This is a genomic window from Microbulbifer maximicatervae (SeqCode), assembly GCF_052467955.1.
Map to the genome: position 1 here is coordinate 95,141 of NZ_CP174329.1, position 24,835 is coordinate 119,975.

A 24,835-nucleotide genomic window follows, 5' to 3' on the forward strand; every position below is an offset into this window, starting at 1 on the left:
AGTCCTTTGCTATTTTGCGCTATCTTGATCATCTTCTTTCTTGCGCCCACTGACCTTCACCGTAAGCTGGAACTCACTCGCCTGATCGCCGTATTGCGGGGTTGCGGTTACACCTGTTAATTGGGGGGCCTCGTACCAATCTGAATGGTCTAAATTTCGCATAAAAGAAGAAACGCGATTATTGGATTCAGCCACGCCAAGTAAGTCTAATCGATCACCTTCTCTTTTTAGCTCACTAAGCCATAGCCCCTCGGGGGTTGCTCGCACTATCTCATCAAAGTAACGCACTGCGAGAGGTCGATTACCTTGCAACTCCTGAATTACCCGCATTCGATCAATCAATTCCTGGCGGCGCTTCTTCAGGTCTTTTATTTCTCTTACCTGAACATTAAGAGCGTTAATACGGGTTTGCAGGATCTGGTTTCTTTCATTTTGTCGAACAACCTGTTGATCAACCGTTTTCATCCACAGAAATACCGCCATTGCAGCCGCGATAAAAACCAGCAATGCCAATTGCTGGAATTCTTTTTGCTTTTGAGCGCGGTACTCCTGACGCCAGGGAAGAAGGTTAATTTTTGCCATGTCAGTAGTCCTTCTCCCTCATAGCCAAACCTGTGGCAATCATCAGGGATGGAGCTTCACTCGCCAAAGCTTGTTGGTTGACTCTTGACGAAACACTCATCCGCAAAAATGGATTAGCAATTAAAGTGGGTCTGCCCAACTTTTCGCTAATCAAATCACCGACTCCCTCCATAGCGGCAACACCGCCACCGAGCAGGATAAAATCTACATCACTAAAGGATGTGGAAGAGTAAAAGAATTGCAGGGAACGGGTTACCTGTTGCACGACTGCATCACGGAAGGGCTCCAACACTTCAGCAAAATAGTCATCCGGCAGCCCGCTCCCTCCCTGACGTTTCGCCAAAGTAGCCTCCTCCGCGGAGAGACCGTAGCGACGCTGGATCTCATCGGTGAGCTGCCGCCCACCAAAAAGCTGCTCTCGGGTATACACGGTCTTACCGTCCACAAGGACAGATAAAGCACTCATTGTCGCCCCAACATCAATAACGGCTACAACTAGCTGCTCCTGGGGAGGAAGTTGGTCTTCCAATAGAGAGTAAGTTCTCTCTATTGCGTACGCTTCAACATCAACAACACCGGGCTCAAGGTCCGCCTCTCCCAAGGCGGAGATTCGCTGTTCAATATTCTCTGTACGACAAGCTGCAAGTAGAACCTCCACTTGCCCCTCCCCCTTCTCAGAAGGCCCCTGTACTTCAAAGTCCAGGCTAACTTCCTCTAGCGGATAAGGAATATATTGGCCAGCCTCAAATGCAATTTGAGCCTCAAGGGCCTCATCATTGAGATCTGCCGGCATTTCAAGGGTCTTGGTGATCACCGCCGACCCAGACACAGCGACAGCCGCTTGGCGCAGGCGAGTTTTGGAGCGTCGTACAACTTTGCGAATAGCCTCAGCCGTCGCCCCCACATCATTGATATTCTTATCAACTACGGCATTGGGTGGGAGAGGTTCCACGGCGTAACTTTCGACACGATATTTGTCGCCGTTGCGACTTAGCTCCAGCAACTTGACCGCAGTAGAGCTAATATCGAGTCCCAACATGGCCTTGGGGCCTTTGCTCAGAAAAGGGAAAATTCCCATTTTTTCTTATCTTTTCCGTGGGTTATGAGGGTTTGATGTTATAGCACTTTAAATTAACGCTTCAACCTGCATTTGCATAGGTAATAGCGCACAATATTCGTATAATTATTCACCTAATCACTTTGATGAAGTACACAGAAGCAGTTTCATGACCGTAAAAGCCCGCAATCGTCTGCTCGCACTGCTTTGGCTCGGCCTTGCCGGTGTAGCCGCTACAGCAATGGCCCTAGCCAGTATCTACCTCTATCTCAAACCGGGGTTGCCCTCAGTGGAGAGCCTCCGCGATATCCGCTTACAGACCCCTCTGAGGGTCTACTCACGGGATATGAAACTGATCGGTGAGTTCGGTGAAAAGCGGCGCAACCCTATCACGATCGAGCAAACGCCAGAACCCTTTATCAAAGCGATTCTCGCCGCTGAGGATGCCAGCTTTTACTCCCACAATGGTGTTTCCATCAAAGGCTTGATGCGGGCCGCCTCGCAGCTGATTAAGACCGGTTCTATCCAGTCTGGTGGTAGTACACTGACAATGCAGGTGGCGCGCAACTTCTTTCTCAGCCGAGAACAGCGTTTTGTGCGCAAGTTCAATGAAATTTTGCTATCGCTGCAAATCGAACAGGAGCTGACCAAGGACGAGATCCTCGCCCTTTACATCAATAAGATCTTCCTTGGAAACCGTGCCTATGGTTTCCAGGCTGCAGCTCAGGTGTATTACGGCAAAGATATCAAGGATCTGAATCTGGCCCAGTGGGCTATGATGGCGGGACTCCCCAAAGCGCCATCAACCTTCAACCCTCTCGCCAACCCCTCCCGAGCCCTAGTACGCCGCAACTGGATCCTGATGCGGATGCTCGACCTTGGCTATATCAACCAGGATCAATATAACCAGTCTATTACTGCGCCAGTAACAGCCAGCTATCACAGCCGCGACCTCGACCTGGATGCACCCTATATTGCCGAGATGGCACGGAAAGAGGCAGTAGACCTCTTTGGCGACAACGCTTATACCGATGGCTACCAGGTCATAACAACGGTAGACAGTCGCCTGCAGGAGTCGGCTCGCAATGCGCTTCAGCACGGTCTGGAAACCTATGATGCGCGCCACGGCTATCGTGGCCCAGAACAGCGTCTTGCACCGGAATTGCTGCAAGATAGCGACCAACTTATCGATTTACTCAACGAGATTCCGATTCTCGGCGGTTTGGAACCCGGCGTTGTCACCGCAGTAGAACCCAAGAAACTTCAGGTTCAACTGAGAGATCGGCGCGTAATTGAATTGCCTTGGAGCAATGGGCTCAGTTCTATCAGGCCCTATATTTCTGAGAGCGCTCGGGGCGCACGCCTTCAATCCGCTGAAAAAATGTTTGCTCCCGGGGATGTTATTCGGCTGCGCAAGGTCGTTAAGGAAAAGAAAGAGAGCAACTCCAGTAGCGAGATGATCGCCACCGCTGTAGATGAGCCTCTTCAAGCCGATCCATTTGCGGATCCCGAGGGCGGTGATGTCGAGCCTGCTGAACCCCAGGTGACCGAGGAGTGGGTTCTAGCCCAGGTCCCGGAAGCACAGGGCGCCCTGGTATCTATTGAACCGGAAGATGGCGCTATCCGCGCCCTTGTCGGTGGTTATGACTTCCGCCAGAGCCACTTCAATCGGGCCACTCAGGCAGCCCGGCAACCCGGCTCCAGTTTCAAGCCCTTTATTTACGCCTCGGCGATCGAGCGCGGATATACAGCGGCCAGCATTATCAATGATGCCCCGATTATCTTTGAGGAAACCAACCTGCAAGATGTATGGCGGCCTGAAAATGACGGGGGGACCTTCCTCGGCCCAACCCGCCTGCGTATGGCGTTGTACAAGTCCCGCAATATGGTCTCAATCCGGTTGCTGCAATCCCTAGGACTGGACTACGCCCTGGGCTTTGTCGAGGGCTTTGGGTTTGAGCGCAGCAAGCTCGCCCGCAACCTGACCATTGCTCTGGGTAGCTCCGCTCTCACGCCCTTGGAGATGGTGCGAGGCTATGCCGCGTTCGCCAATGGTGGCTACCGAGTGGAGCCCTACCTGGTTGACCGGGTATTGGATGTTAATGGCGAAGTCCTATACCAGGCACTGCCTCTCACTGTATGCGATAACTGTCCCGAGCCGGGCACAGGCTCTGAAACTCTGTCCGCTGAACCCGTCGATCTCGCGGAATTACAGCTGGAAGGACAAGGGGTCGATCAAGGTGAAGAGCCAGCAGAACTACACGTACTGCCCGTTGGCCCCCTCGACCCGAGCAAGAGCCAAGCGCGTCCTCGCGCTCCGCGAGCCATGTCCGCAGAGACGGCATACATAATGGATTCGATGCTCAAGGATGTTATCAAAAAGGGGACCGGGCGCCGCGCTCTGGCGATGAAACGCGGTGATATTGCCGGAAAGACCGGAACCACCAATGGTCCACGGGATGCGTGGTTCTCCGGTTACAGCCCCTACCTGGCAACCAGTGCCTGGGTTGGCTTCGATTCCTATGGCGAACTGGGTAAAAATGAATACGGTGGCTCGGCCGCTCTACCTATTTGGATCGATTTTATGAGCAGTGCCCTCGAAGGTCTTCCCGAGCGCCACCTGGCTCAACCAGATGGCATAGTTACGGTACGCATCAACCCTCAAAATGGCTTGCGCACCTCCTACGGGGGCATGTTTGAGATATTCAGGACCAACCGGGTGCCCGGCCGCGAGGTATATAACCCATATCGCAATCGCTACACCGATGAAGATATGGATATGCCCAGCCAGGATGGCCGGGAGGATTCTTTACCGGAAGAGCTGTTCTAAGCGAACAGCCCAATCAAAAAAGGGGCCTCAGGCCCCTTTTTTGGTGATACATCGCAAAACAACTCAGTCACTGCGATAGCGCAAGCAGGCCCGCTCTAATCCCTGCAGGTCGGGAATAACCGCCTCCTCACCAGAAAGCGCCACATGCATTAATTCTCCAGGGCTTAGCGGCTGCTCTCGCAGTGCCAACTCCTCAGGGGTAACCCGTACCAGGCGCGGAGTGCCGCGCAAGAGCAATGCAAAATACGGCAGCTCACCATCGGGATTTCCCGTACTCAGCACCGCAATACGCCCCTCTTCTGCAACTGCTCCCAAGGCACCACCACGCATCACTTCAAAAGATACCACCGGCAGGCGCTGTTCCCGCCAGATCAGATCTCCCAAATACCACTCGGGTACATCTTGAACTGCCATCGGCGTCTGCATTGCAACAACCTCTGAGAGGCTGTCCACCGGCACCAGCAGCTGCCCCTGCTCAAGGGGCAATAACAGGCTGCTCACTTCCTGGGGGACATCTACCGGCAGCGCTTCAACTTCACTCATTGCCTATCTCTATATTATTCCTGATATTTGCCGTCTCAGCTTCCGACAGCTTCGGCATCCGCGTACTCACGAATAGCCGCCAGCAGTACATCTTCCTGGTAAGGCTTACCCAGGTAGTGGTTAACTCCCAGGGACATAGCGTGATCGCGGTGCTTATTACCGGTACGCGAGGTGATCATTACGATAGGAATATCGCGCAGGCGGCTGCTGGAGCGAATATGGCGGGCAACCTCGAAGCCATCCATACGCGGCATCTCAATATCCAGCAAGATCAGATCCGGGATCTTATCCTGCAGCTGGATAACCGCATCCTGACCATCCTTTGCAGTGCTAACCAGATAGCCCTCTCGCTCCAGGAAGCGCGTAGTTACCTTGCGCACTGTAACCGAGTCGTCCACAACCATAACGGTCTGCTGGCGCGCCTCCTGCTCGGACTGCACTTCAGGCTCTTCCTGAATTTGAAGCTGCGGCACTTCAGGCCTTGCCAGCTGGGTGGCCTGGCGACGCAGCAGGGCGTGAGCGTCGAGAATCACCACGACGCTACCATCACCAGTTACTGTTGCACCTGATACCCCTTGAACCCCGGAGAACTGCGGGCCGAGGCTTTTCACTACAATCTCGCGACTGCCCTTAATGGCATCCACCTGTAACGCCATAGCGTGCCCTTCAGAGCGCACCAGCAGCACGGGCAGTTGCATATCATCGACACTGAGTTTGGGATGAGCACCAGACTTCAGCAGAGTACCGAAATAGCTAACCTGATAGAGTTCTCCGGCGTATTCGAAGCGCGCCTCATCCGAGCGATAGTAGTGCTCAAGCTCAAATGGGCTGAGGCGTACAATACCTTCGATGGTATTCAGCGGCAGTGCAAACAGGTCATCGCCAATTCGCACCATCAAAGCGCGGTTAACCGAAACTGTGAACGGCAGACGAACGACAAATTCTGTTCCTGCGCCTGCCTCTGAGTTGATATGGACGCTGCCACCGATCTGCTTCAGCTCGGCGGATACAACGTCCATGCCCACACCCCGGCCAGAGATCTGGGTAACTTTTTCTGCAGTGGTAAAACCGGCCTGCAGAATGAACTGAAGAATCTCATTATTCGAGAGCTCAGCATCCGGCCTCATCAGGCCATTTTCCACCGCCTTTTCACGCACCCGAATCAAATTGACACCGGCACCATCATCGCGGATGGTGAGGACAACTTCACTGCCCTCCCTTTTCAGCGCTACATCGATACGCCCACGCTCAGACTTGCCGGCAGCCAAACGCTCCTCTGGCATTTCAATGCCGTGGTCCACAGCGTTGCGCAGCATATGCTCCAGTGGCGCAACCATACGCTCCAACATGGACCGGTCCAGCTCGCCTTCAACGTTGGAGAATCCCAACTCGACCTGCTTGCCCAGCTCAGCACTTACTTGGCGCACGATGCGACGCAGGCGCGGTACCAGACGGGAGAAAGGTACCATGCGGCTGCGCATCAGACCTTCCTGCAATTCGGTATTTACTCGGGACTGCTGGAGCAACAGGGTCTCTGTATCCCGCGCCTTGTTATTCAGAGTGGAGCGCAGCTCCATCAAGTCAGATGTGGACTCCAGCAGGGAACGGGATAACTGCTGAATAGAGGAGTAACGGTCCATTTCCAGCGGATCGAAGTCGCCGTCCTGTTCTGCCAACTGCTCCTGGCGGAACAGGATCTGAGCCTCGGTCTCGCGGTCCAGGCGGCGCAGCTGTTCGTTGAGACGCACCAGCGTCACATCCATCTCGTCCAGGGCGAGACCGAACTCACTCATCTGCTCTTCAAGACGACCACGGGAAATTGCAGTCTCACCGGCGAGGTTTACCAACTCCTCCAGAAGTTCAGCAGCTACACGCACCATCTCCTGGGGCTGGTTCCGGGTCGGTGCCGCTACCTCCTGCTCTGCATTACCGGCCTTGCGGATAAACGGCAAAACGTTATCGCTTTCCTGACCTACAGCGATCTCGGGCAGCTGCGTAGCAACTACATCAGCATCCGGCTGAGTACTCTCGGCCGCAATGATTTCATCACCTTGTTCCGCATCCGCTACGAGAACAGTTTCTTGAGGTTGTTCGTCTGAAACTTCAGATTCAATAACTGCTTCTGCAGCTGCCGAGTTAGCCGGCTTCTGATCCGCCCAATCGGTGCTGACCAGCTGTACAAAAGCATCAAGCTGTTCACCAGCCATCCAGGCGCGAACTGTCTCTACTCCATCGGCGAGACGATCGTGGATACCATGGGCATTGGCGAAGAAATCTGCGGAGGGCCGATCGTTGTCGCGCATGCCTTCGATCACCGTTTCAAAACGGTGAGCTACTTCACCCAACCCCATTAGGCCAGCCATACGTGCACCACCTTTAAAGGTGTGCAATACACGCTTCAGGGCCTCACCTTGCTCGCGGCCTTCCGGCTCCTCTTCCCAACTCTGGATCAGTTCCTCCAGCTCATCGGTAAGATCTCCCGCCTCCTCCATAAAGACATCGACAACATCCGGGTCAATGTCTGCCAACAACTTCTGTAAATCGACTGATTGAGCGGAATCCTGTGATGACACCTCGCTACCCGGTTGCTCGATAGCCAGGTCGCCAGCAGGTTCAACTTCAGGTGCAGAGAAGGGTTCTTCAAATTGAGAAACGTCCTCAACGGCGGCCTCAACTTCTATGGCCTGCAATTGAGGAATTTCCGAATCCTCAGCCTCGCCATCGAGAGATCCCCCATCGTGCGACACCTGTAATACAGGTGGCTCAATCCACTCATCAGGGGATGCTTCTGAAACCAGAAGCTCGGTTACTTCCGTGGGCTCCGGCGCCTGCTCTTCAGGCTCGGCAATAGCCAGTGCTTCGCTATCGATTCCCAGTTCATCGAGGTCGTAGTCATCTTCTGCTGAAGAACTGGTTTCCTCACCCTGAGCCAGGTAGCGAAGCGCCTCTTCCACAGCTTCGCTGACTTCAGGGAGGTCTTGTGCTGCTGCTACTGCATCGATTAAATCGAGCAACTCGTTGTGTCCCTGCTCAAGAGAGGCCCATAGTGCGGGCTCCTGCTCAAGGTCACCAGCAAGGACTTTGCGATAAACATTCAGCAACAGCTCAGCGAGCTCAGCCAGGATCGGCAACTGCGCTCGGCTGGCCGCCTCCTGCAGAACATTGAGCTCATCAGCGACCAATACAACACGACTTTTATCTGCCGGGTCGGCGCGCCACTCAGTCAGCATTTGGTCTGCATCAAGCAGCACCCGCATGCCATCAGCCATCAAGACTTCGAGAAGCTGGGGATCGACCGCGCGAGGTTCATTCGCCTCACGCTCGCGAATCAAGTGGCCTACAGAGCGCTCCTGCAATTCAGCAACGCGAGCAAGGAACTGTTCCGATTTCTCTATTGCGAGAGGCTCTGAAGAGCGAATCTGTTCCAGCACGTCACGCACATAGGTGGCGCTATCATTGATCAGATCAAAAATATCTGCATCGATAGGCACCTGATAAATACGCAGCTCTTTAGCGAAGCGCTCCAGTGGCGCCATAATTTCGGCAACCACTTTGACTTCCGCCATATGTGCGGAGCCTTTAAGTGTGTGGAGTGCCCGGTGCATTGGATCGCTGGGAACACCATACAAAGGCGCGGCAGCCTGCATATCCTGCAAATACTCATCTACGACATTGAGGTGCGTCTCTGCCTCCTGGGCAAAAATTTCCCAGAGTTGAGCCAGGTCTTCTCCGGTGTCCTCAACAACGTCAACTGCCGCGACACCGCCTGCACTTTGGGCTTCCAGATCAGCGGGCATCTCTCCCGCACTCAGCTGCTCAGCCCAAGCTTGTAACTGCAGGGTAAGCTGCTGATCGGGGTCGCTCTGTCCGTGTTTAAACGCCTCAATCATTGAGGGGAACTTCTGATACACCTGCTCAATCAGGTATACATGGGCAGGCCCGGGTTTCACGCTGCCATCGATAACCCGGTTGAGCATATTCTCCACAGACCAGGCCAGTTCACCAATATCCAGGGCCTCGACCATACGGCCCGACCCCTTCAGGGTATGGAAGCCCCGACGAAACTCTACCAGGGCATCCTGATTGGCAAAATTGGCAGCCCACTCCGGGAAGTAGCAACTGATATGCGCAAGAACTTCTCCGGCTTCTTCCAGGAAGATCTCGATAATTTCATCGTCGATCAGGCTCTCAGTGTCATCACCGAGCTCCTCCGCCGTGTCCGCGACCTCTGCAACTGCAGCAACCTGCTCAACCTCAGCAGACTCTACCATCGGTGCAGCTTCAATGAAGTCAGCAACCTCAGCAGGCGCTTCCTCAGCCTCAGGAGTCTCTATCCCAGTTTCAACTTCAAGTGTCGGGGCAGCTTCAACCTGAGGAGCCCCATTAGAGAACCAAGATTCCTCCGGAACTGACTCTTCGTCGATTTCCAGCTCGGACTCCACAACAGAACCTGCGTCCTCGACAGGCAGCTGCAAAGTTATGGCAGATGACTCTTCCGCTTCTATTTCAGCTTGAGAGTCCAGAGGCTCGTCAGAAACCGCAGTGGCTTCGTCATCGGGGATTAAATCGTAATCAACTAGATCTGGCTGTTCGGGTTCTGATACCGAGGACACTTCTAGACTGGCGTCGGCCTCACTCTCTTCGGCGACCTTCAGCGAAACGCCCAAAGCCTCTACGCTATCTTCAGCCAGTGCCAAAAGCATTTCTGCATCAGCCAGACCTTCCGCACGGCGCTCCAGGTAGTATTCAACACTGGTAATGGCATCTGCCAGAGTATCCAGCATTGTCCATTCGGGCTGTTCTCCAGCCTCAATCAGGGAGCTGCCAATATAGCGGTTGCAAGCGGAGATGATTTCACCCGCTCGCTGGTAACCCACCATTTCGAGACCACCACAGACTTCCTGTAAGCGCTGTGGCACACGGCTCAGGTAACTGATATCCCAGTGGCTGGCCACATACTCCATGACCGCTTCTTTTACCGCTTCCAGACCGAGTCTGGCCTCGCGTAATACAGAGTCAGTGGCGTCGCCCATAATGGGCTGCTCATCGTCGACTTTTTTATTGCGATCGACGGTGGCGGCAAGCGCTGAATCGAGCTGAACCAATTCCCCGGCGGCACGCATCAAGTACTCTTCAACGTCAGTACCACGGGAGGCGTCGCGAAGGTCTTCGTAGACACTGCGAGCGCGAACCCGCTGCGCTTCCAATCCCAAAATACCGAGTGTATCCGCGAGGCGCTTGGCCACAGCGGCAGTGTCAGACAGCGAGGGTTGTTCTGTATCGGTTGTACTGGGCTCCAGTGCTTCACGCACCAACTGCAGTTCATCGCGCACTGCAGCAATTGCACTGCCCAGGGCTTCTGGCCCCATCGCCAATACGTCTTCAGTATCCGGGCGAGGCGTACCGGGAACCGCCTTATCTAGTGCGAAGCGCTGGTAGAGTTTCTCGCAGTGCGGCCCATTCGGACCGGCGAGGTAGACATAAAAAAGTAGGTTGCGCAGAAAGTCCTGATCCAGGCGCGCATCCAATACCTTTGCGCCACGCCCCTGCAACAACCTGAATTCAATATCCACCTTGCGCAGTAAGTGGCGCAGTGCGGGCTGCACATTAATACGGTGCTCGCCGAGCGCCTCCAAAATACCGAACAGTACTTCCCACAGGGATTGGCGACAGCTGCCACTGTAGAGCAGCTGCATTTTTTCAATAATCTTGGTGAGGTAAGCCAGGCTTTCGCCACTGTTTACATCCCGGATCAGACCCGCAGCCGCAACGTGATACATCTTGCGCAACTTGGTGACCAGGTCATTTAAGCGGGCGCTATCGGCGACGAGGGGCTGGCGCTTTCCAATCACCGTTGCCAATGAAGACAATTCTGGCGAGAAAAGTGCTCCTTCACTGATCAATCGCTCTCGGCGCACTGCGCGCAAGTCATTCATCAGGGGAAGTAAAAGAACGGCATTGTCACGACGCTGAAAAGAAACCTTTTCGAGGTAAAGGGGCAACTCCAGCAATGCGCGCATCAAAAATTCGCGCGTCTCGTCGGTATTTTCAACCGCACCAGTAGCCAGGGCCTGGATAAGTTGCTCCATCTCTTCTGCTAACATCGCGGCACCACTGAGCTGTGCCATATGCAAGCTACCGTGCACCTGGTGCACTAGCGACAAGCTGTTTTGCAGAAGAGAGGCACCCGCATCGGGTTCTACAGCGAACGTCTCAAGAAATTGGCGCGCTTGTGCCAAAGTCTCGTTAATTTCACCGATCAGCCAATCCAAGGCCATGAAGTTCGGATTGTCGTGACTCACGCCAAGTCCCCAATAATTTATTCAGTACTCAAGCGCTACAGTTTTCTGCGAGAAAAACCCGCGGATTTATCGGAAGCAATTCCGTGCGCCCCTTTTGCGCCCGGCCAACTTTCATAATGGCCGGGCATTATTGTGTGGGTTAGGCCAGGGCCCGGTCTTCGCGGGACTCCAATGAATGAGTATCTTCACCTTCAATAGCGAAAGTATCTGTATCCATTTCCGGCAACTCCACGTCATACAGCTCGCTGTTGCTTTCAACACTTTCCTCTTGCGGAAGTTTGAAGCCGGCAACGGATTCGCGCAGTGCACTCGCGGTCTGCGCCAGGTTACCAATGGACTGGGCGGTAGCTTGGGTACCCGCAGAAGTCTGCGAGGTAATTTCCTGAATCACGTTCATCGTGTTGGAAATGTGGCCTGCAGACGAAGCCTGCTGACGAGCAGCGTTAGAAATGTTCTGAATCAACGATGCCAGGTTGTTGGATACACTTTCAATTTCTTCCAGTGCAACACCCGCATCCTGGGCCAGACGAGCTCCACGTACCACCTCACTGGTGGTTTGTTCCATGGAGATTACCGCCTCGTTGGTATCAGACTGAATCGCTTTTACCAGACCTTCGATCTGCTTGGTTGCAGCTGCAGAGCGCTCCGCAAGTCGCTGTACCTCATCCGCAACCACCGCGAAGCCTCGACCGGCATCACCGGCCATGCTCGCCTGGATCGCAGCATTCAATGCAAGAATGTTGGTCTGGTCGGCAATGTCGTTAATCAAACTTACGATATCGCCAATTTCCTGGGAGGATTCACCCAGGCGCTTAATTCGCTTGGAGGTATCCTGAATCTGCTCGCGGATGTTATCCATGCCTTTAATGGTGTTCTGTACCACCTTGGCGCCATTACTTGCGATATGTACCGAGCGCTCGGCTACCTGGGCAGATTCGGAGGCGTTGGCAGATACCTGGTCAATGGTGACCGCCATTTCGTTAACCGCAGCAGAAGCTCCGGCAATTTCCTGTGCCTGGTGCTCAGAGGCCTCGGCGAGGTGCAGTGCAGTCTGCTGGGTTTCCTGGGACAAGCCAGATACTTCCTGTGCAGCACCATTAATCCGCGATACCAGCACACGCAGCTGGTCAATAGTAAAGTTAATGGAGTCGGCAATCGCACCAGTAAAGGCTTCGGTTACCGTTGCAGAGGTGGTCAAGTCACCGTCGGCGAGGTCGGCCAGCTCGTCCAGCAGCTGCATAATCGCGTGCTGGTTACGCTCGTTGGTATCTTCCTCTTTTTTCAGGTTTCGGCGGGTACCGGAGAAGGCCATCGCCATCATACCGAAGATCAACAAAACGAAGACCAAAGCCAGTGCAGCAATGGTCAAGTTGTTGGGCTGGCGATCATCTGAAAGGTTTACGATTCGGTCATTCAGCGTACTCAATGCTTCGATCAGCTGGGGAGATGACGCGATAATGCCGTCAGAGGCCTGGCGAGTAGCAAACAGGGCCGGAGTTGCTTCAAAGATATCCCGCACGGAGGTGCTTACGAAGCCGAACAGCTCAGTAATTTCATCCAATGAGTGGCGAGCCTCTTCATCGGTAATACGGGAAATCCCCATCACCACATCGCCGCTCTTCATACCGTCAACCACCTTACCGAAAAGGCTGGCGTCGGTATTAAACTGGTCAGCGGCGGCTTCGGCATCATCGCCACCTTGGAGCATTTTATCGATATTTCGACCAATACGCTCCGCACGCCAAACCTGTAACTGGGCCTGTTCCACCTGATTTGCCGGGGCGTTGTTAGCCAACAGAATTTCTACAATATTGTTGTGCTCCGCCTGTAATTCGGGAAGCGAGTCACTCAGCGTTGAAGCGATATCGTTAAGAAATACGATGGTTTCCTGGTTGCCGATAATCGTGTCGACCTGCTCGCGCAAGCTGCGCCAAACCTGATCATAAGCAGATAGCTGAGCACCCAGAGCGCGGCGACTGCTGTCATCCATTCGCTGGAGCTGGTTCCAGGCATTAGCCATTTCTTCTGTAACATTTTCCAGCTCAGTAAAGGCCTCGCTATCACCTGCGGTTGCCGCCGGTGCATAGGAAACTACCTGATAGGAAAGGGCCCGCAACTCGGCGACTTGCTGCAGGTACTGTTTATCCTGCTCGTCTCGAGTCTGAACTAAGTACATACTGACAATAAGCCCCGCCAGCGTGGCGAGTACCAGTAGACCTAATACCAGCGCGGCAGGGTTACTGCGCAGCGCGGAAAAGGAACTCTGGGAGCCTGGTTTCATAATTTACTCCTAGCGGGCCATTGCATTAGGCCGGTTTAATACCACTTTAGTTTTAACGCTTTAATGACAAGACCCCTCAGTCAGTGCCGTACATCCCTGCACTAATTGCGGGCCACCCGGTTGACCACCCTCGGCTACCGGAAAGAAAGAACTGGATTAGTCAGCGTAAAGCTGCATCCATAAAACGCGCATCCTTGATCAGTGCCCGCATATCGAGAACGAGCCAACGATGCTGCTGTAAAACAAATTGGCCGTGCACCATTGGCGCAAATGGTTCACTCAAATCTGTCGGTGCCTCACGGGCATACTCAAACGCCAAGTGCTGCATCCCAAACAGCTTATCCACGATAAGCCCCACGTAGGTCTTATCCCTCTCGAGCACCAAAACACGACGTTGCTGGCGCGGGCCGGAGAGATAGCCGCCGTAAAAAGCTGCGAGATCAATGAGAGGAAGCAGGCGACCACGAACATTTGAAACCCCTTTTACCCAGGGCTGAGCGCCAGGGATAAAGGTGTGTTGTGGAACTTCGAGCAATTCCACAACGTCATCCATGGAGGCGACAAAGTGGTTATCCAGAAGAGAGAAACCGATACCGGTCCAGTAGGGTTTGATTTCCCGGCGGCCGGGCAGACCCGTGGCCTGCGCTTTGGCGCGCCGTGCAATATCAACCAGAGCTAAGTAAGGTGTTTGTGACTGCACTTTTCGCAGCTGGCTATTAGGCCAACACCTCCCCGATCGCATCCAGTAACTTGCTCTCATCGACAGGTTTGGTCAGGTAAGCCCTAGCTCCCTGGCGCATACCCCAGACACGGTCTGTATCCTGATCTTTGGTAGTTACCATAATGATCGGAATTTCACCAGTATTGCTGTCTTTGCTCAATTGGCGGGTGGCCTGGAAACCGTTGAGACCCGGCATCACAATATCCATCAGGATCAGATCGGGGCGTTCGGCGCGGGCTACTTCAACTCCGCTTTCACCATTGGGAGCGGTGATTACTGCGTGGCCATTTTTTTCAAGAATGGTTGTCAGCTTATGTGTTTCTGTAGGAGAGTCATCAACTATTAGTACTCTTGCCATCATTTCCCCCATGACATCTTTTCGGCAACAACTACTGCGCTCGGCGGTTTTTGTTGTGATTATCCTCGCTAGCATGTGCCGAGATGCACTATGACTACCGATAGTGTGGGTACAAAAATCAACCGGTATGTAACAACCGGAAAATCTGTACTCTAATTAAATTTTGGTACCGAGCTTGTGGGCACAATGCCCACAATGGAGTCCGTTATCTATATTTTCTTTTTCTGTAGGCCACTTATGCGGCATGGTGCGGCTTGGCATGAGCGGAAATAGCACCCAGCAGCTCGCTCTTACTAAAAGGTTTGGTCAGATATTGATCGCAACCAACAACACGCCCTTTTGCCTTATCGAACAAACCGTCCTTACTCGACAACATTACAACAGGGGTGGAGCGGAATTCGCTGTTATTTTTTATTAACGCACATGTTTGATAGCCATCCAGGCGCGGCATCATAATATCGACAAAAATGACATCCGGACGGGAGTCCGCGATTTTTGCTAACGCATCAAAACCGTCTGTCGCGGTGACCACGGTACAGCCCGCCTTTTGCAGCAACGTCTCCGCAGTGCGGCGAATTGTCTTACTGTCGTCGATCACCATGACAGTCAGACTTTCCCAGTTAAGCTCCATAGTCTTTTTTGAATCCCCTGTTTACTTATTTTCGGGCACGCGAAAACTTTAGTTGCGCCCTTTTTTCAAACCGCTTGCGGGGTCCGGGCGCCTAGCCTGGCGAAGGTCGCACGCTGAGACGAACTTTTATCACAGAACCCCAGGCGAATCTAGCTGAGTCGACACACTGCAGGCGACGCAGTTCAAATTATCACCACTTATACATTCATTGGAGGTATTGCGTTAAGAAGGTTGCACCTTCGCAAAGCTGCTCTTACCTTATCTATCCAACAACGCTGGTAGCGGCCACAAATTTGGGAGCAAAACCAGTGATAACTGGGATAGAAATACCCAACGATTTGGAAACCCGTATGAATTATTCCCTCGGTGTGGTGATGGACCCCATCGCCCAGATCAATTTTAAAAAAGATACGACGCTTGCACTGTTACAAGCCGCACAAGATTGTGGTTTCCAGCTGTTTTATTTCGAGCAGAGCCATCTTTACCTTGAGAATGGACGCGCAACTGGGCGCGGCTGCCCTATGCAGGTTTTTGATGATGAGAATCGTTGGTTTTCTCTGGAAGAGTCTAGAGAAATGCCACTCGGCGACCTGGATGTAATCCTGATGCGCGTCGACCCTCCCTTTGATAATGAATATGTTTATTCCACTTATATTCTCGAAGCCGCAGAGCGCGAAGGTGCGACGGTAGTCAACAAGCCCCAGGCTCTACGCGACTGCAATGAGAAAATTTTTGCAACAAGTTTCCCCCAGTGTTGCCCACCGGTTCTAGTTAGTCGCGATATGGCCAAGCTGCGGGAATTTCACCGAACTCACCAAGATGTCATTTATAAACCTCTGGATGGCATGGGTGGCGCAGGAATCTTCCACTGCAAACCAGATGGCGCCAATCTTGGAGCAATTTTGGAAATGCTTACCGACCACGGTCGCCAGCAGATTATGGCGCAGCGCTACATCCCCGAAATCAAAGACGGCGACAAGCGTATCCTGGTCGTTAATGGTGAAGCGATTCCCTATTGCTTGGCGCGAATTCCCGTAGCGGGTGAGACTCGCGGCAACCTTGCAGCCGGCGGGCGCGGAGAAGCACGCCCCCTGACCGATAGAGATCGTTGGATCGTTGAGCAAGTCGCTCCCACTTTGAAAGAAAAAGGTCTGTTATTTGTCGGGCTGGACGTTATTGGTGACTACCTAACAGAAATTAACGTTACCAGTCCCACTTGTGTACGGGAAATTGATGCCGCCTACAATACGGACATAGGCGCGCGACTAATGAGCGGCATCACACACCTGCTGGCACAAAAGAGGTAAACTGGGCGTTTGATAACTCTCAGGGCGGTTTACCACTGAGAACAAGGCTGTGTGAAACGCACGCCCGAATAAGTAGTAGTTGATAATAGATAATGAATTCCTCTGCCAACGCGACACAGTTTCATGCAATGCAGCGTGAACGCTTTGTGTTCTCATTATTTCTAGCCGCCGCGTTACATGCGCTAATTGTTTTCGGAGTGGCTTTTGCTGCTCCGAAAGGTGCACAGGCGCCACCGACACTTGAAGTCACACTTTCTTTGCAAAATTCCGCTCAGGCCCCAGAGGATGCTGACTACTTGGCACAGCACAACCAATTAGCCAGTGGTACCGCAGACTCTCGGAAAGAGTTATCCACTAAGCGCCGTGCCGAGTTTGCCGATACGCAAATTCATCGCGTGACGCCTTTGCCACAACAACAATCTGCGCGGCCAGCAGAACAACGCCGCCTGTTAATTACCACAGTTGGTGAGAGCCCGATTCAGGCTCCTGAACTTTCGGCAGAAGATAAGTTATCCGAGGAAAAGCGCGGCGACGCACCCAATGACCTGCCATTGAGCAACCCTAAAATAGCTAGCCTAGAGGCGCGTCTCGATAAAATTCGCCAAACTATTGCCGAGCGCCCCCGAGTACGCAGATTGACATCTGTAGCTACCAGAGCCTCAGCCGATGCCGCTTATTTACATGAATGGCGTCAGAAGATAGAAGCTGTTGGCAGTGATAACTTTCCCGAAGAGGCCTTGGAAAAACAAATTAGTGGCGAGTTACGCATGATGGTGCGGTTGCTTCCCACCGGAGCCGTCGAGAAGGTTGTTATTCTTCAATCCTCCGGGGAGCGCATTCTCGATGATGCGGCCCAACAAATTGTGCGTCTGGCTGCTCCCTTCGCTCCCTTCCCAGTAGAGATCAAAAACGAGGTTGATCGACTGGAAATTATCCGTACCTGGCAATTCGAAAGAACCGGGGGGCTTACTACTTCTGCGGGGGATCTGCCCAACCGAGGCTAAAATGGGCTTTCAACTGGCGGTTTATTACTGATCTATGCCTAATTCGAATATCGATAGCGACCTGACTCACGGAAACCTGCGCGGCCAGTTCCTTCTGGCCATGCCCGGTATGGAGGACCCGCGCTTCAAACACGCTATCGCACTGATTGTTGAGCACAATAGCGACGGTGCCATGGGCATAGTGATCAATATGCCCAGTAAAGTGCACTGGCACGAGGTATTCGAGCAGCTGTCTCTGGAGGATCTCAGCTTGCGCGGTGACGAACCAGTTCTACTGGGCGGTCCCATGTCACCAGAGCAGGGATTTGTACTGCACGGCACCGGCATGCACTTCGACTCTACCACCGAAATCAATTCAGATATCAGCCTGACTGCCTCCAAGGACATCCTCGAATCCCTCGCCGCAGGGCGCGGCCCTGACGATGTACTACTCGCCCTCGGCTACGCGGGCTGGGGGCCCGGTCAGTTGGAGCAGGAGCTGACAGAAAACGCCTGGCTGACACTGCCGGCAGAGCCCGAAACCCTATTCGCCACACCGGTCGAAAAACGCTGGCAAAGCGCCGCCGCCCGCCACGGCATCGATCTTTCCGGCCTCGGCTCCCAAGCTGGCCACGCCTAACAGAAAAATTACTGCCCCCTATGAATAAACCCGTCACAGCGCTAGCTTTTGACTTTGGAACCCGCTCTATTGGCGTAGCTTACGGCCAGAGCCTTACCGGTGGAGCACGGGAACTGGCCCCACTACCCGCCAAAGATGGCAAGCCCAATTGGGACTCCGTCGAAGGCCTGATCAAAGAGTGGCAGCCCCACCTTTTACTGGTTGGCCTCCCCCTCAATATGGATGGCAGCGAAAGTGAATTTGGCGTGCGTGCGCGAAAATTCAGCCAGCGCCTGCACGGTCGCTATGGACTACCGGTAGAGCTGATCGACGAGCGTTTAAGCACTCGAGCCGCCAAGGAAGAGGCCAACGAACGCGGACATCGTGGCAACTACGCACAAGACCCAGTGGACTCAATAGCCGCACGGATAATTCTCGAAGACTGGCTGCGCACCAGGGGCTAGCCCCTCGGCTACAGAGAGCCTCACTGCATTGCGACTCTGTTAGAATGGCCGCTTCAACCAATAAGTGATTGAGCCGCATGTCTATAGATCGTATTCGCATTGCCACCCGACAGAGTGCTTTGGCCCTGTGGCAGGCCAACTATGTCAAAGACCGCCTGCAACAAGCGCATCCGAAACTTCTTATCGAGTTACTGCCCCTCACCAGCCGGGGTGACCAGGTTTTGGACATCCCACTAACCAAAGTGGGCGGCAAAGGCCTGTTCGTTAAAGAACTGGAAGTGGCGATGCTCGAAGGCCGTGCGGACATCGCAGTTCACTCGATGAAAGATGTCCCCATGGAATTCCCCGAAGGACTTCACCTGCCGATTATTTGCGAGCGTGAAGACCCCCGCGATGCCTTTGTCAGTAATATTTATGACAGCCTTGATGACCTGCCCGAGGGAGCAGTAGTCGGCACTTCCAGCCTGCGCCGACAATGCCAATTACTTGCCCGTCGCCCGGACCTCAAAGTCACCTTTTTACGGGGCAATGTGAATACTCGACTGGCCAAGCTGGATGCCGGCGATTACGACGCAATCATCCTCGCTGCGGCCGGACTGCTGCGACTTGAAATGCCGGAACGCATCCGCAGCTTCCTGGCAACGGACATCCTGCTCCCCGCTGGTGGACAGGGCGCAGTGGGTATCGAGTCGCGCCGCGATAGCGAACTGGAAGCCTTGATCCAACCGCTCCACTGTCCGGAAACCGCAGCCCGACTCAGTGCGGAGCGCGCCCTGGTTAAGCGCCTCAACGGCGGCTGCCAAGTGCCTATCGGCTGCTACGCCGAGCTGGATGGTGACACCCTGTGGCTGCGCGGACTCGTTGGCAGTCCCGATGGCAAAACCATGATACATGCCGACAATCGTGGCCCTGCCGCTGAGGGAGAGCGCCTGGGTACTGAGCTCGCGGAACAGTTACTGGCCGATGGTGCCGATAAAATCCTCGCCGCTATCTGATATGGGCGATCTCACCTCCGACCTGCTGCAGGGCAAACGTATTCTCAGTACGCGGCCAACGCAGCAGGCTGATAACTGGTGTGCGCTACTGCGCAGCCTGGGGGCCCAAGTAGATAACATCCCCATGCTCGGCATAGAGCTAATTGAGGATCAAGCTGCCATACAGGCCTTAAAAAACTCAATCCTCGACTTCGATCAAACGGATGTCGCGATCTTTGTTTCCCAGAACGCCGTGCACTACGGCGTAGACTGGCTTGAAGATTATTGGCCACAGTTTCCCCAGGGTCCTCGCTTTTTGGCGATCGGCGCAGCAACCGCAAGCGCCCTGGAGAAGCGCGGTATACCCTGTGAGCAAAGTGGCAATACAATGAACTCCGAGGAGTTGCTGCGCCTACCCTGGTTACAGCAGTTGGACGGGAAAAGAGTCCTTATTTTTCGCGGCTCCGGTGGCCGCCCTCTTATCGGCGACACCTTGAGTGATAGGGGTGCGCGAGTAACTTATTGCGAACTCTATCGGAGAGTGCTGCCACCGGAGGCTGCAACCTCCCTGGCTGAGTATAAATTCCAACCCGATATTATCAGTGTGCACAGCGGTGAAACACTCGATAACCTGGTTACCTGTATCCGCCAGATAAACCGCAATACACTCTTTGAAACCGCTCTTATCTGCCCGAGTATACGAGTTGCCACTCGGGCAAATGAGCTTGGTTTTGCCCATTGCTATAGCGCGCTAAATGCCGGCGATAACGCTATGCTGGAAACACTGCGTAAAGCCCTCGGCTGATTTGCTATCGAATTCTCGACCGCTTTGCGCTAAAAATCTTAAAACGGCGTTTAGCCCGCTATTAAGGCTCGCGCCACTCGTTATAATCTGACGACATTTTCCACCTGCGCCGCCATACCCATGACCGATAAAAAAGATCAAAATATAGCCGCGACCAATGAGCCCCCGGAAAACACAAAGCCTGTAAAAGGCAAAAGTAATTTCGCCAAAGCCTCAGAGGAAAAAGCCTCTACTGGTAAAGCCAGCGGCGGTGCTGCGGCCAGTAGATCCAATGGGCTGTGGTGGTGGCTACTGTTCATCCTCATTTTGATTGCTGTGGCCTCACTGGCCTGGTTCAACTCTCCTCAGCTGCGCGAACACCTTGGCGCTTACCTCAACTATCTACCCGGAAAAACGGCAGCCCCGGAGAGCACCACCACTATTACCCCTGCAACGGAAGTGCCGGTTGCCGCTGAAAACACCACCCAAGCGCCGACCTCCAATACCACTTCGGAAACCCCAGCTGCTACCCCTGCCCCAACTGAACCCCAAACCCCCGATTATTCCGGGGAGTTCAATCAGCTGGAGCAGGCCGATGCCAATTTACGTAATCAACTGGAGCGACAAAATCGCACTATCGCCCAACTGCAGCAGCAACTGGCTTCCATGCAGCGCAGTGTCACCGCACAGGGAAACCGCTTGGGTCAGCTGGGAAATGTAAGCCGCGACGATTGGCAATTGGCTGAGGCAGATTATCTGTTGCGTCTAGCCAACCAGCGCCTGCTTCTCGAAGACGATAGTCGCGCTGCGCTGGGGCTGGTCGAACGCGTGGACGAGATATTGCGCAATGTGGACTTACCGGATCTGTACGGGGTACGCCAACAGCTTGCCCGTGATATCACCTCACTGAAGCTGGTCCAAAACATCGATCGCCAGGGTTTATACCTCCGTCTCAGCGCCTTGGAAGAACAGCTAATCCGCACAAATATCCAACCACAATTCGATATGGCTTCGGCAGAACAACCCAGTGAAGAGCAGCCCAGCATTGAGGAGAGTGCCCCCCTGTGGAAGCGGGAGTGGCACAACTTCACCCGCTTCATGCGCGAATCGGTGCGCCCCATTGATGGAGACATCAACCCGGTAATGCTGTCCCCTCAGAGTGAAGCTCGCTTTCGCCAGACTCTGCGCCTTTATATGGAGCAGGCCCAACTGGCATTGCTTCGCGGCGATACCACGGTTTACAGGGACGCTCTGGATAGTGCGCGGTCGCTACTACTCAGTTATGGCACTGCCAGTCCGCAGCGCGATGCGCTGGCCCAACAACTAACGGAACTTAGCAAACAACGTATCCAGGTCGAAATGCCTGACCTCAGCGCCTCCCAGCTTGCCCTGCGCAATTATATTGAGCGTTTACACAAAACATCCGGCACCACCACACCAACTGCCTCGCAACAGGAGGAGAGCCAGTGAAAAAACTGTTCTTCACCGCTCTGGTACTACTGCTGCTCGGCGCTTTTCTACCGGAGGCTATTAACAATTATCCCGGCTACCTGGTAATCGGTATTGGCGGTGAGCTGAATAAAGGCTACGAGATGAACCTCTGGTTCGCAATTTTCTCGCTGGCAGCAGCTCTAATTATCCTCTTCTTTGCCATTTGGCTGGCTCGCAGTATCTTTCGCGGATTCCGAGGTAGTGTCGACCGGCTGAGATTTGGTCGCCAGCGTGTAGCGCGCCGACGCCTGACCAGCGGCTTGGTGGAATTTATGGAGGGCAACTGGTCCCGGGCCCGTCGTCAGCTGCTGAAGAGCGCCCCTCGATCTGAAGCCCCGCTGATCAATTATTTGGCGGCAGCGCGCAGCGCCTTTGAGCTGGGCTTTCGTGAGGAGGCCAATGAATTACTCGCCAAGGCGGAGGCCTGTGGTGAAGATACCCGCCTGGCTGTAGCCCTAAGCCAAGCTCGTATGCAGCTCCTCGATAAACATTACGAGCAGTGTATTGCCAGCCTGGAGCGCGCCAAGCAGCTCGAGCCGAAACATCCTGCCCTGTTACAACTTCTCAAGCAGGCTTATTACCTTCTGGGTGACTGGAGCCGTCTTCGCGCATTACTGCCCGAGCTGGAGAAACATGCGAACATGCCCGAAGCTGAGCTGCACCAGCTTGAACTCAAGGTGTATCAACATCAGCTGACCGAAGCAGCTAATCGCAAAGATATCGATAAATTACACGATACCTGGCAAAGCCTGAGTGGCCGCTGGCAACGCAACGAAGCCCTGCGCAGTCTCTATGCACAGCAACTGCATCGGATTGGCGAAGACACAGAGGCAGAGAAGCATTTGCGCTGGCTACTCAATCGAGCTTGGGACCCCAATCTTGCCGAACTCTACGGCTGCCTGGTGGGGGCCGCCCCTGCGGCACAAATATCAGCAGCTGAAGGTTGGCTGAAAGAGTATGGGGAGAGTGCCGCACTGCTAACCTGTCTCGGGCGCCTCTCAATGCGCAATGAACTTTGGGGCAAAGCGCAGCAGTATTTCGAGAAAAGCCTGTTGTTGCGCCAAGATCCCGCTACCTCCGCTGAACTGGCTCGCCTATTTCAATCCCTTGGGGAAAAAGACAAAGCAGCAAAACTCTATGAGGAAGGTTTGCTACAAGCAGTCAAGGACTTGCCCCAGTTGCCTATGCCCAGCCAGGGCACTCCCCTACTAGGCGCACACGCCTGAGTCATCCCCCTGAAAGGCCGACGGGCCTTTCAGCCACTCCCCAATTGCGCCTATAGTGAACTCCCGTTTACCAATAAGGACATGGCTGTGACCCTCTTTGTGCGCTACATAGTTGCCTTACTTTTTACCGCCAGTGTGTTTTTTACCGGCCATGCATCTGCTGAATATTCAGTAACACCTCAAGATAAAGCCTTAACTGATTACGAATATCCCTATCCAGTTCATCACTTTCATTTCGAACAACAGGGGCAACCACTGGCAATGGCCTTTATGGATGTACCGCCTACAGAGGGTAGAGATGCAAGAGGCACGGTACTCCTGTTACACGGTAAGAATTTTTCGGCGGCCTACTGGAAGGAGACTATCTCCCAACTCAGTCAGCTAGGGTACCGGGTTATAGCACCGGACCAGATCGGTTTCGGAAAATCCAGTAAACCGCTTACCCAATATACTTTTCAGGGGCTTAGCAACAATACCAAAGTTTTATTGGATAAATTGAAAATAAGAGAAGTTATGGTAGTTGGGCACTCTATGGGAGGTATGCTGGCTACCCGGTTTACCCTGATGTACCCGGAGCGAGTCAAAAAGTTAGCACTTGTAAACCCTATAGGCCTTGAAGACTGGAAGCGATGGATTCCCTATGAACCTTTGGACAAAGCCATTACTCGCGAGAAAAAACAAACTCCAGAATCTATCAAACGCTACATGAGTAAAGCCTACTTTTCTGAGCAGTGGCGCGAAGAATATAACCCGCTACTGGATATTCAAGCTGGCTGGACCCTGGGACCCGATGCGGCTCATATGGCAACCGTGGATGCCCTAACCTCCGAAATGGTATTCACTCAACCGGTACTTTATGAGTTTGCCAATATCAAGGTGCCCACCCTACTGATTATAGGTACCCGAGATCGAACAGCTATTGGCCGCGCCCGTGCGCCTGAAGCTGTACAAGAAAAATTAGGCCGGTACGATCAATTAGGCAAGCGTACAGCAGCAAAAATCCCCAAAGCCGAATTAGTTGAGATGGAGGGGGTTGGACATTTACCCCAGTTCGAAGCCTTTCCAACTTATATTGATGTTTTAAGTAAATTTCTTGCGGCTCCTATTGGAAAGTAGGACCTACAGCCTGCCCAGTAGAAGCCCTATCTAGGAAACACATCATTGGCACAGAGACTGATGTGTAGAGCGTCCATTTTTCAGAAAGTTATAGCTTGTACGCAAGGGAACTATTAGTAATCAATGATAGTGCAAATGGCGATTTAACATTCAATAAGTCGCCGCTTGCAAACTTTCTACGAGAATTTATTTCGTTTTTAAACAGCCCAGGGCAAACCCACAAAAAGTAGCATGGCAAAATAAGTAATTACCCCTTGTAAAAGGGCAATTAGAATAGCTTTTAAAAAACCCGTACCAAGTACCAGCATATAGGCAATAGCAGCCAGGGGAATTGTCATTAAAATTCCAGCGCTATCCGTCACACCCGGCAACATGCCGCCAACAATTCTTTGAATAATTAGGGCCAATAGCAAAGCGAAAAGACAATAAAATACACCCGTATTTTTCGCCCCCAACATGGCAGCTGCCAACTTCAGAGGCAGAACAAGAACTGCCACCATAATAATTACAAAAATAATTAATTCCATTTGTTACCTCTCCATTTAATTTTAGTTATTTACTCACTT

Annotated in this window: 19 protein-coding genes; 10 read left to right on the forward strand and 9 right to left on the reverse strand. The window is 53.3% G+C overall.

Annotated elements, in window-relative coordinates; genetic code table 11:
* Nucleotides 1-9 precede the first annotated feature (9 nt).
* Nucleotides 10-582, reverse strand: a complete 573-nt coding sequence (locus ACJJI5_RS00290; protein ID WP_444926459.1) for a PilN domain-containing protein — start codon at nt 580-582, stop codon at nt 10-12.
* A gap of 1 nt (nt 583) precedes the next feature.
* On the reverse strand, nt 584-1,660 hold the full coding sequence (locus tag ACJJI5_RS00295; RefSeq protein WP_445355238.1) for a pilus assembly protein PilM: 1,077 nt from the start codon (nt 1,658-1,660) through the stop codon (nt 584-586).
* Between the two features lie 148 nt (nt 1,661-1,808).
* On the opposite strand from ACJJI5_RS00295, the gene ACJJI5_RS00300 reads away from it, so the two are divergent.
* On the forward strand, nt 1,809-4,469 hold the full coding sequence (locus ACJJI5_RS00300) for a penicillin-binding protein 1A (RefSeq protein WP_445355239.1): 2,661 nt from the start codon (nt 1,809-1,811) through the stop codon (nt 4,467-4,469).
* A gap of 63 nt (nt 4,470-4,532) precedes the next feature.
* On the opposite strand, the gene ACJJI5_RS00305 is transcribed toward ACJJI5_RS00300, so the two are convergent.
* From ACJJI5_RS00305 to pilG, 6 genes are all read right to left on the reverse strand, one after another.
* Nucleotides 4,533-5,012, reverse strand: coding sequence for a chemotaxis protein CheW (locus ACJJI5_RS00305; protein ID WP_282930302.1), 480 nt, complete (start codon nt 5,010-5,012; stop codon nt 4,533-4,535).
* A 35-nt stretch (nt 5,013-5,047) separates the two neighbouring features.
* Nucleotides 5,048-11,314, reverse strand: a complete 6,267-nt coding sequence (locus ACJJI5_RS00310; protein ID WP_445355240.1) for a hybrid sensor histidine kinase/response regulator — start codon at nt 11,312-11,314, stop codon at nt 5,048-5,050.
* Between the two features lie 139 nt (nt 11,315-11,453).
* Nucleotides 11,454-13,595 carry a methyl-accepting chemotaxis protein gene (locus tag ACJJI5_RS00315; protein WP_445355241.1) on the reverse strand — a complete coding sequence of 714 codons (2,142 nt, stop codon included), beginning with the start codon at nt 13,593-13,595 and terminating at the stop codon, nt 11,454-11,456.
* A gap of 160 nt (nt 13,596-13,755) precedes the next feature.
* A complete protein-coding gene (locus ACJJI5_RS00320) occupies nt 13,756-14,295 on the reverse strand; it encodes a chemotaxis protein CheW (protein WP_444892581.1) in 540 nt (179 codons plus the stop codon).
* Between the two features lie 16 nt (nt 14,296-14,311).
* Nucleotides 14,312-14,674: a twitching motility response regulator PilH gene (pilH, locus tag ACJJI5_RS00325; RefSeq protein ID WP_108731421.1), complete on the reverse strand. Its 363-nt coding sequence runs from the start codon at nt 14,672-14,674 to the stop codon at nt 14,312-14,314.
* Nucleotides 14,675-14,909: 235 nt separating this feature from the next.
* Nucleotides 14,910-15,305 carry a twitching motility response regulator PilG gene (pilG, locus tag ACJJI5_RS00330; RefSeq protein ID WP_020413651.1) on the reverse strand — a complete coding sequence of 132 codons (396 nt, stop codon included), beginning with the start codon at nt 15,303-15,305 and terminating at the stop codon, nt 14,910-14,912.
* A 350-nt stretch (nt 15,306-15,655) separates the two neighbouring features.
* Here pilG and gshB point away from each other — a divergent pair, with 350 nt between their 5' ends.
* From gshB to ACJJI5_RS00375, 9 genes are all read left to right on the forward strand, one after another.
* The gene (gene gshB / locus ACJJI5_RS00335) at nt 15,656-16,612 is read left to right on the forward strand and encodes a glutathione synthase (protein ID WP_444916177.1); all 957 of its coding nucleotides are present in this window, start codon (nt 15,656-15,658) and stop codon (nt 16,610-16,612) included.
* Nucleotides 16,613-16,704: 92 nt separating this feature from the next.
* Nucleotides 16,705-17,616 (forward strand): energy transducer TonB, encoded by a 912-nt coding sequence (locus ACJJI5_RS00340; protein ID WP_444914979.1) that lies wholly within the window; start codon nt 16,705-16,707, stop codon nt 17,614-17,616.
* 34 nt (nt 17,617-17,650) lie between these two features.
* Complete coding sequence (locus ACJJI5_RS00345) at nt 17,651-18,235, forward strand: YqgE/AlgH family protein (RefSeq protein ID WP_282930307.1); 585 nt, start codon at nt 17,651-17,653, stop codon at nt 18,233-18,235.
* A gap of 20 nt (nt 18,236-18,255) precedes the next feature.
* The gene (gene ruvX, locus ACJJI5_RS00350; RefSeq protein WP_413664071.1) at nt 18,256-18,678 is read left to right on the forward strand and encodes a Holliday junction resolvase RuvX; all 423 of its coding nucleotides are present in this window, start codon (nt 18,256-18,258) and stop codon (nt 18,676-18,678) included.
* 77 nt (nt 18,679-18,755) lie between these two features.
* Nucleotides 18,756-19,673 (forward strand): hydroxymethylbilane synthase, encoded by a 918-nt coding sequence (gene hemC / locus ACJJI5_RS00355; protein WP_445355242.1) that lies wholly within the window; start codon nt 18,756-18,758, stop codon nt 19,671-19,673.
* Nucleotides 19,642-20,457 carry a uroporphyrinogen-III synthase gene (locus ACJJI5_RS00360; protein ID WP_445355243.1) on the forward strand — a complete coding sequence of 272 codons (816 nt, stop codon included), beginning with the start codon at nt 19,642-19,644 and terminating at the stop codon, nt 20,455-20,457. Before hemC ends, ACJJI5_RS00360 begins: the two co-directional genes overlap by 32 nt.
* A gap of 120 nt (nt 20,458-20,577) precedes the next feature.
* Nucleotides 20,578-21,906 (forward strand): uroporphyrinogen-III C-methyltransferase, encoded by a 1,329-nt coding sequence (locus ACJJI5_RS00365; RefSeq protein ID WP_445355244.1) that lies wholly within the window; start codon nt 20,578-20,580, stop codon nt 21,904-21,906.
* The gene (locus ACJJI5_RS00370) at nt 21,903-23,153 is read left to right on the forward strand and encodes a heme biosynthesis HemY N-terminal domain-containing protein (RefSeq protein WP_445355245.1); all 1,251 of its coding nucleotides are present in this window, start codon (nt 21,903-21,905) and stop codon (nt 23,151-23,153) included. The genes ACJJI5_RS00365 and ACJJI5_RS00370 overlap by 4 nt, the downstream gene beginning before the upstream one ends.
* A gap of 87 nt (nt 23,154-23,240) precedes the next feature.
* Nucleotides 23,241-24,269: an alpha/beta fold hydrolase gene (locus ACJJI5_RS00375; RefSeq protein ID WP_445355246.1), complete on the forward strand. Its 1,029-nt coding sequence runs from the start codon at nt 23,241-23,243 to the stop codon at nt 24,267-24,269.
* A 197-nt stretch (nt 24,270-24,466) separates the two neighbouring features.
* Here the strand turns inward: ACJJI5_RS00375 and ACJJI5_RS00380 are convergent, their stop codons facing one another.
* The gene (locus ACJJI5_RS00380; RefSeq protein WP_413664065.1) at nt 24,467-24,796 is read right to left on the reverse strand and encodes a hypothetical protein; all 330 of its coding nucleotides are present in this window, start codon (nt 24,794-24,796) and stop codon (nt 24,467-24,469) included.
* Nucleotides 24,797-24,835: the final 39 nt, after the last annotated feature.

Bases quoted from the DNA above. Each gene is read 5' to 3' on its own strand.
- ACJJI5_RS00290 (WP_444926459.1), bottom strand. From the start codon at position 582: ATGGCAAAAATTAACCTTCTTCCCTGGCGTCAGGAGTACCGCGCTCAA.
- ACJJI5_RS00295 (WP_445355238.1), bottom strand. From the start codon at position 1,660: ATGGGAATTTTCCCTTTTCTGAGCAAAGGCCCCAAGGCCATGTTGGGA.
- ACJJI5_RS00300 (WP_445355239.1), top strand. From the start codon at position 1,809: ATGACCGTAAAAGCCCGCAATCGTCTGCTCGCACTGCTTTGGCTCGGC.
- ACJJI5_RS00305 (WP_282930302.1), bottom strand. From the start codon at position 5,012: ATGAGTGAAGTTGAAGCGCTGCCGGTAGATGTCCCCCAGGAAGTGAGC.
- ACJJI5_RS00315 (WP_445355241.1), bottom strand. From the start codon at position 13,595: ATGAAACCAGGCTCCCAGAGTTCCTTTTCCGCGCTGCGCAGTAACCCT.
- pilH (WP_108731421.1), bottom strand. From the start codon at position 14,674: ATGGCAAGAGTACTAATAGTTGATGACTCTCCTACAGAAACACATAAG.
- pilG (WP_020413651.1), bottom strand. From the start codon at position 15,305: ATGGAGCTTAACTGGGAAAGTCTGACTGTCATGGTGATCGACGACAGT.
- gshB (WP_444916177.1), top strand. From the start codon at position 15,656: ATGAATTATTCCCTCGGTGTGGTGATGGACCCCATCGCCCAGATCAAT.
- ACJJI5_RS00340 (WP_444914979.1), top strand. From the start codon at position 16,705: ATGAATTCCTCTGCCAACGCGACACAGTTTCATGCAATGCAGCGTGAA.
- ACJJI5_RS00345 (WP_282930307.1), top strand. From the start codon at position 17,651: ATGCCTAATTCGAATATCGATAGCGACCTGACTCACGGAAACCTGCGC.
- ruvX (WP_413664071.1), top strand. From the start codon at position 18,256: ATGAATAAACCCGTCACAGCGCTAGCTTTTGACTTTGGAACCCGCTCT.
- hemC (WP_445355242.1), top strand. From the start codon at position 18,756: ATGTCTATAGATCGTATTCGCATTGCCACCCGACAGAGTGCTTTGGCC.
- ACJJI5_RS00360 (WP_445355243.1), top strand. From the start codon at position 19,642: ATGGTGCCGATAAAATCCTCGCCGCTATCTGATATGGGCGATCTCACC.
- ACJJI5_RS00365 (WP_445355244.1), top strand. From the start codon at position 20,578: ATGACCGATAAAAAAGATCAAAATATAGCCGCGACCAATGAGCCCCCG.
- ACJJI5_RS00380 (WP_413664065.1), bottom strand. From the start codon at position 24,796: ATGGAATTAATTATTTTTGTAATTATTATGGTGGCAGTTCTTGTTCTG.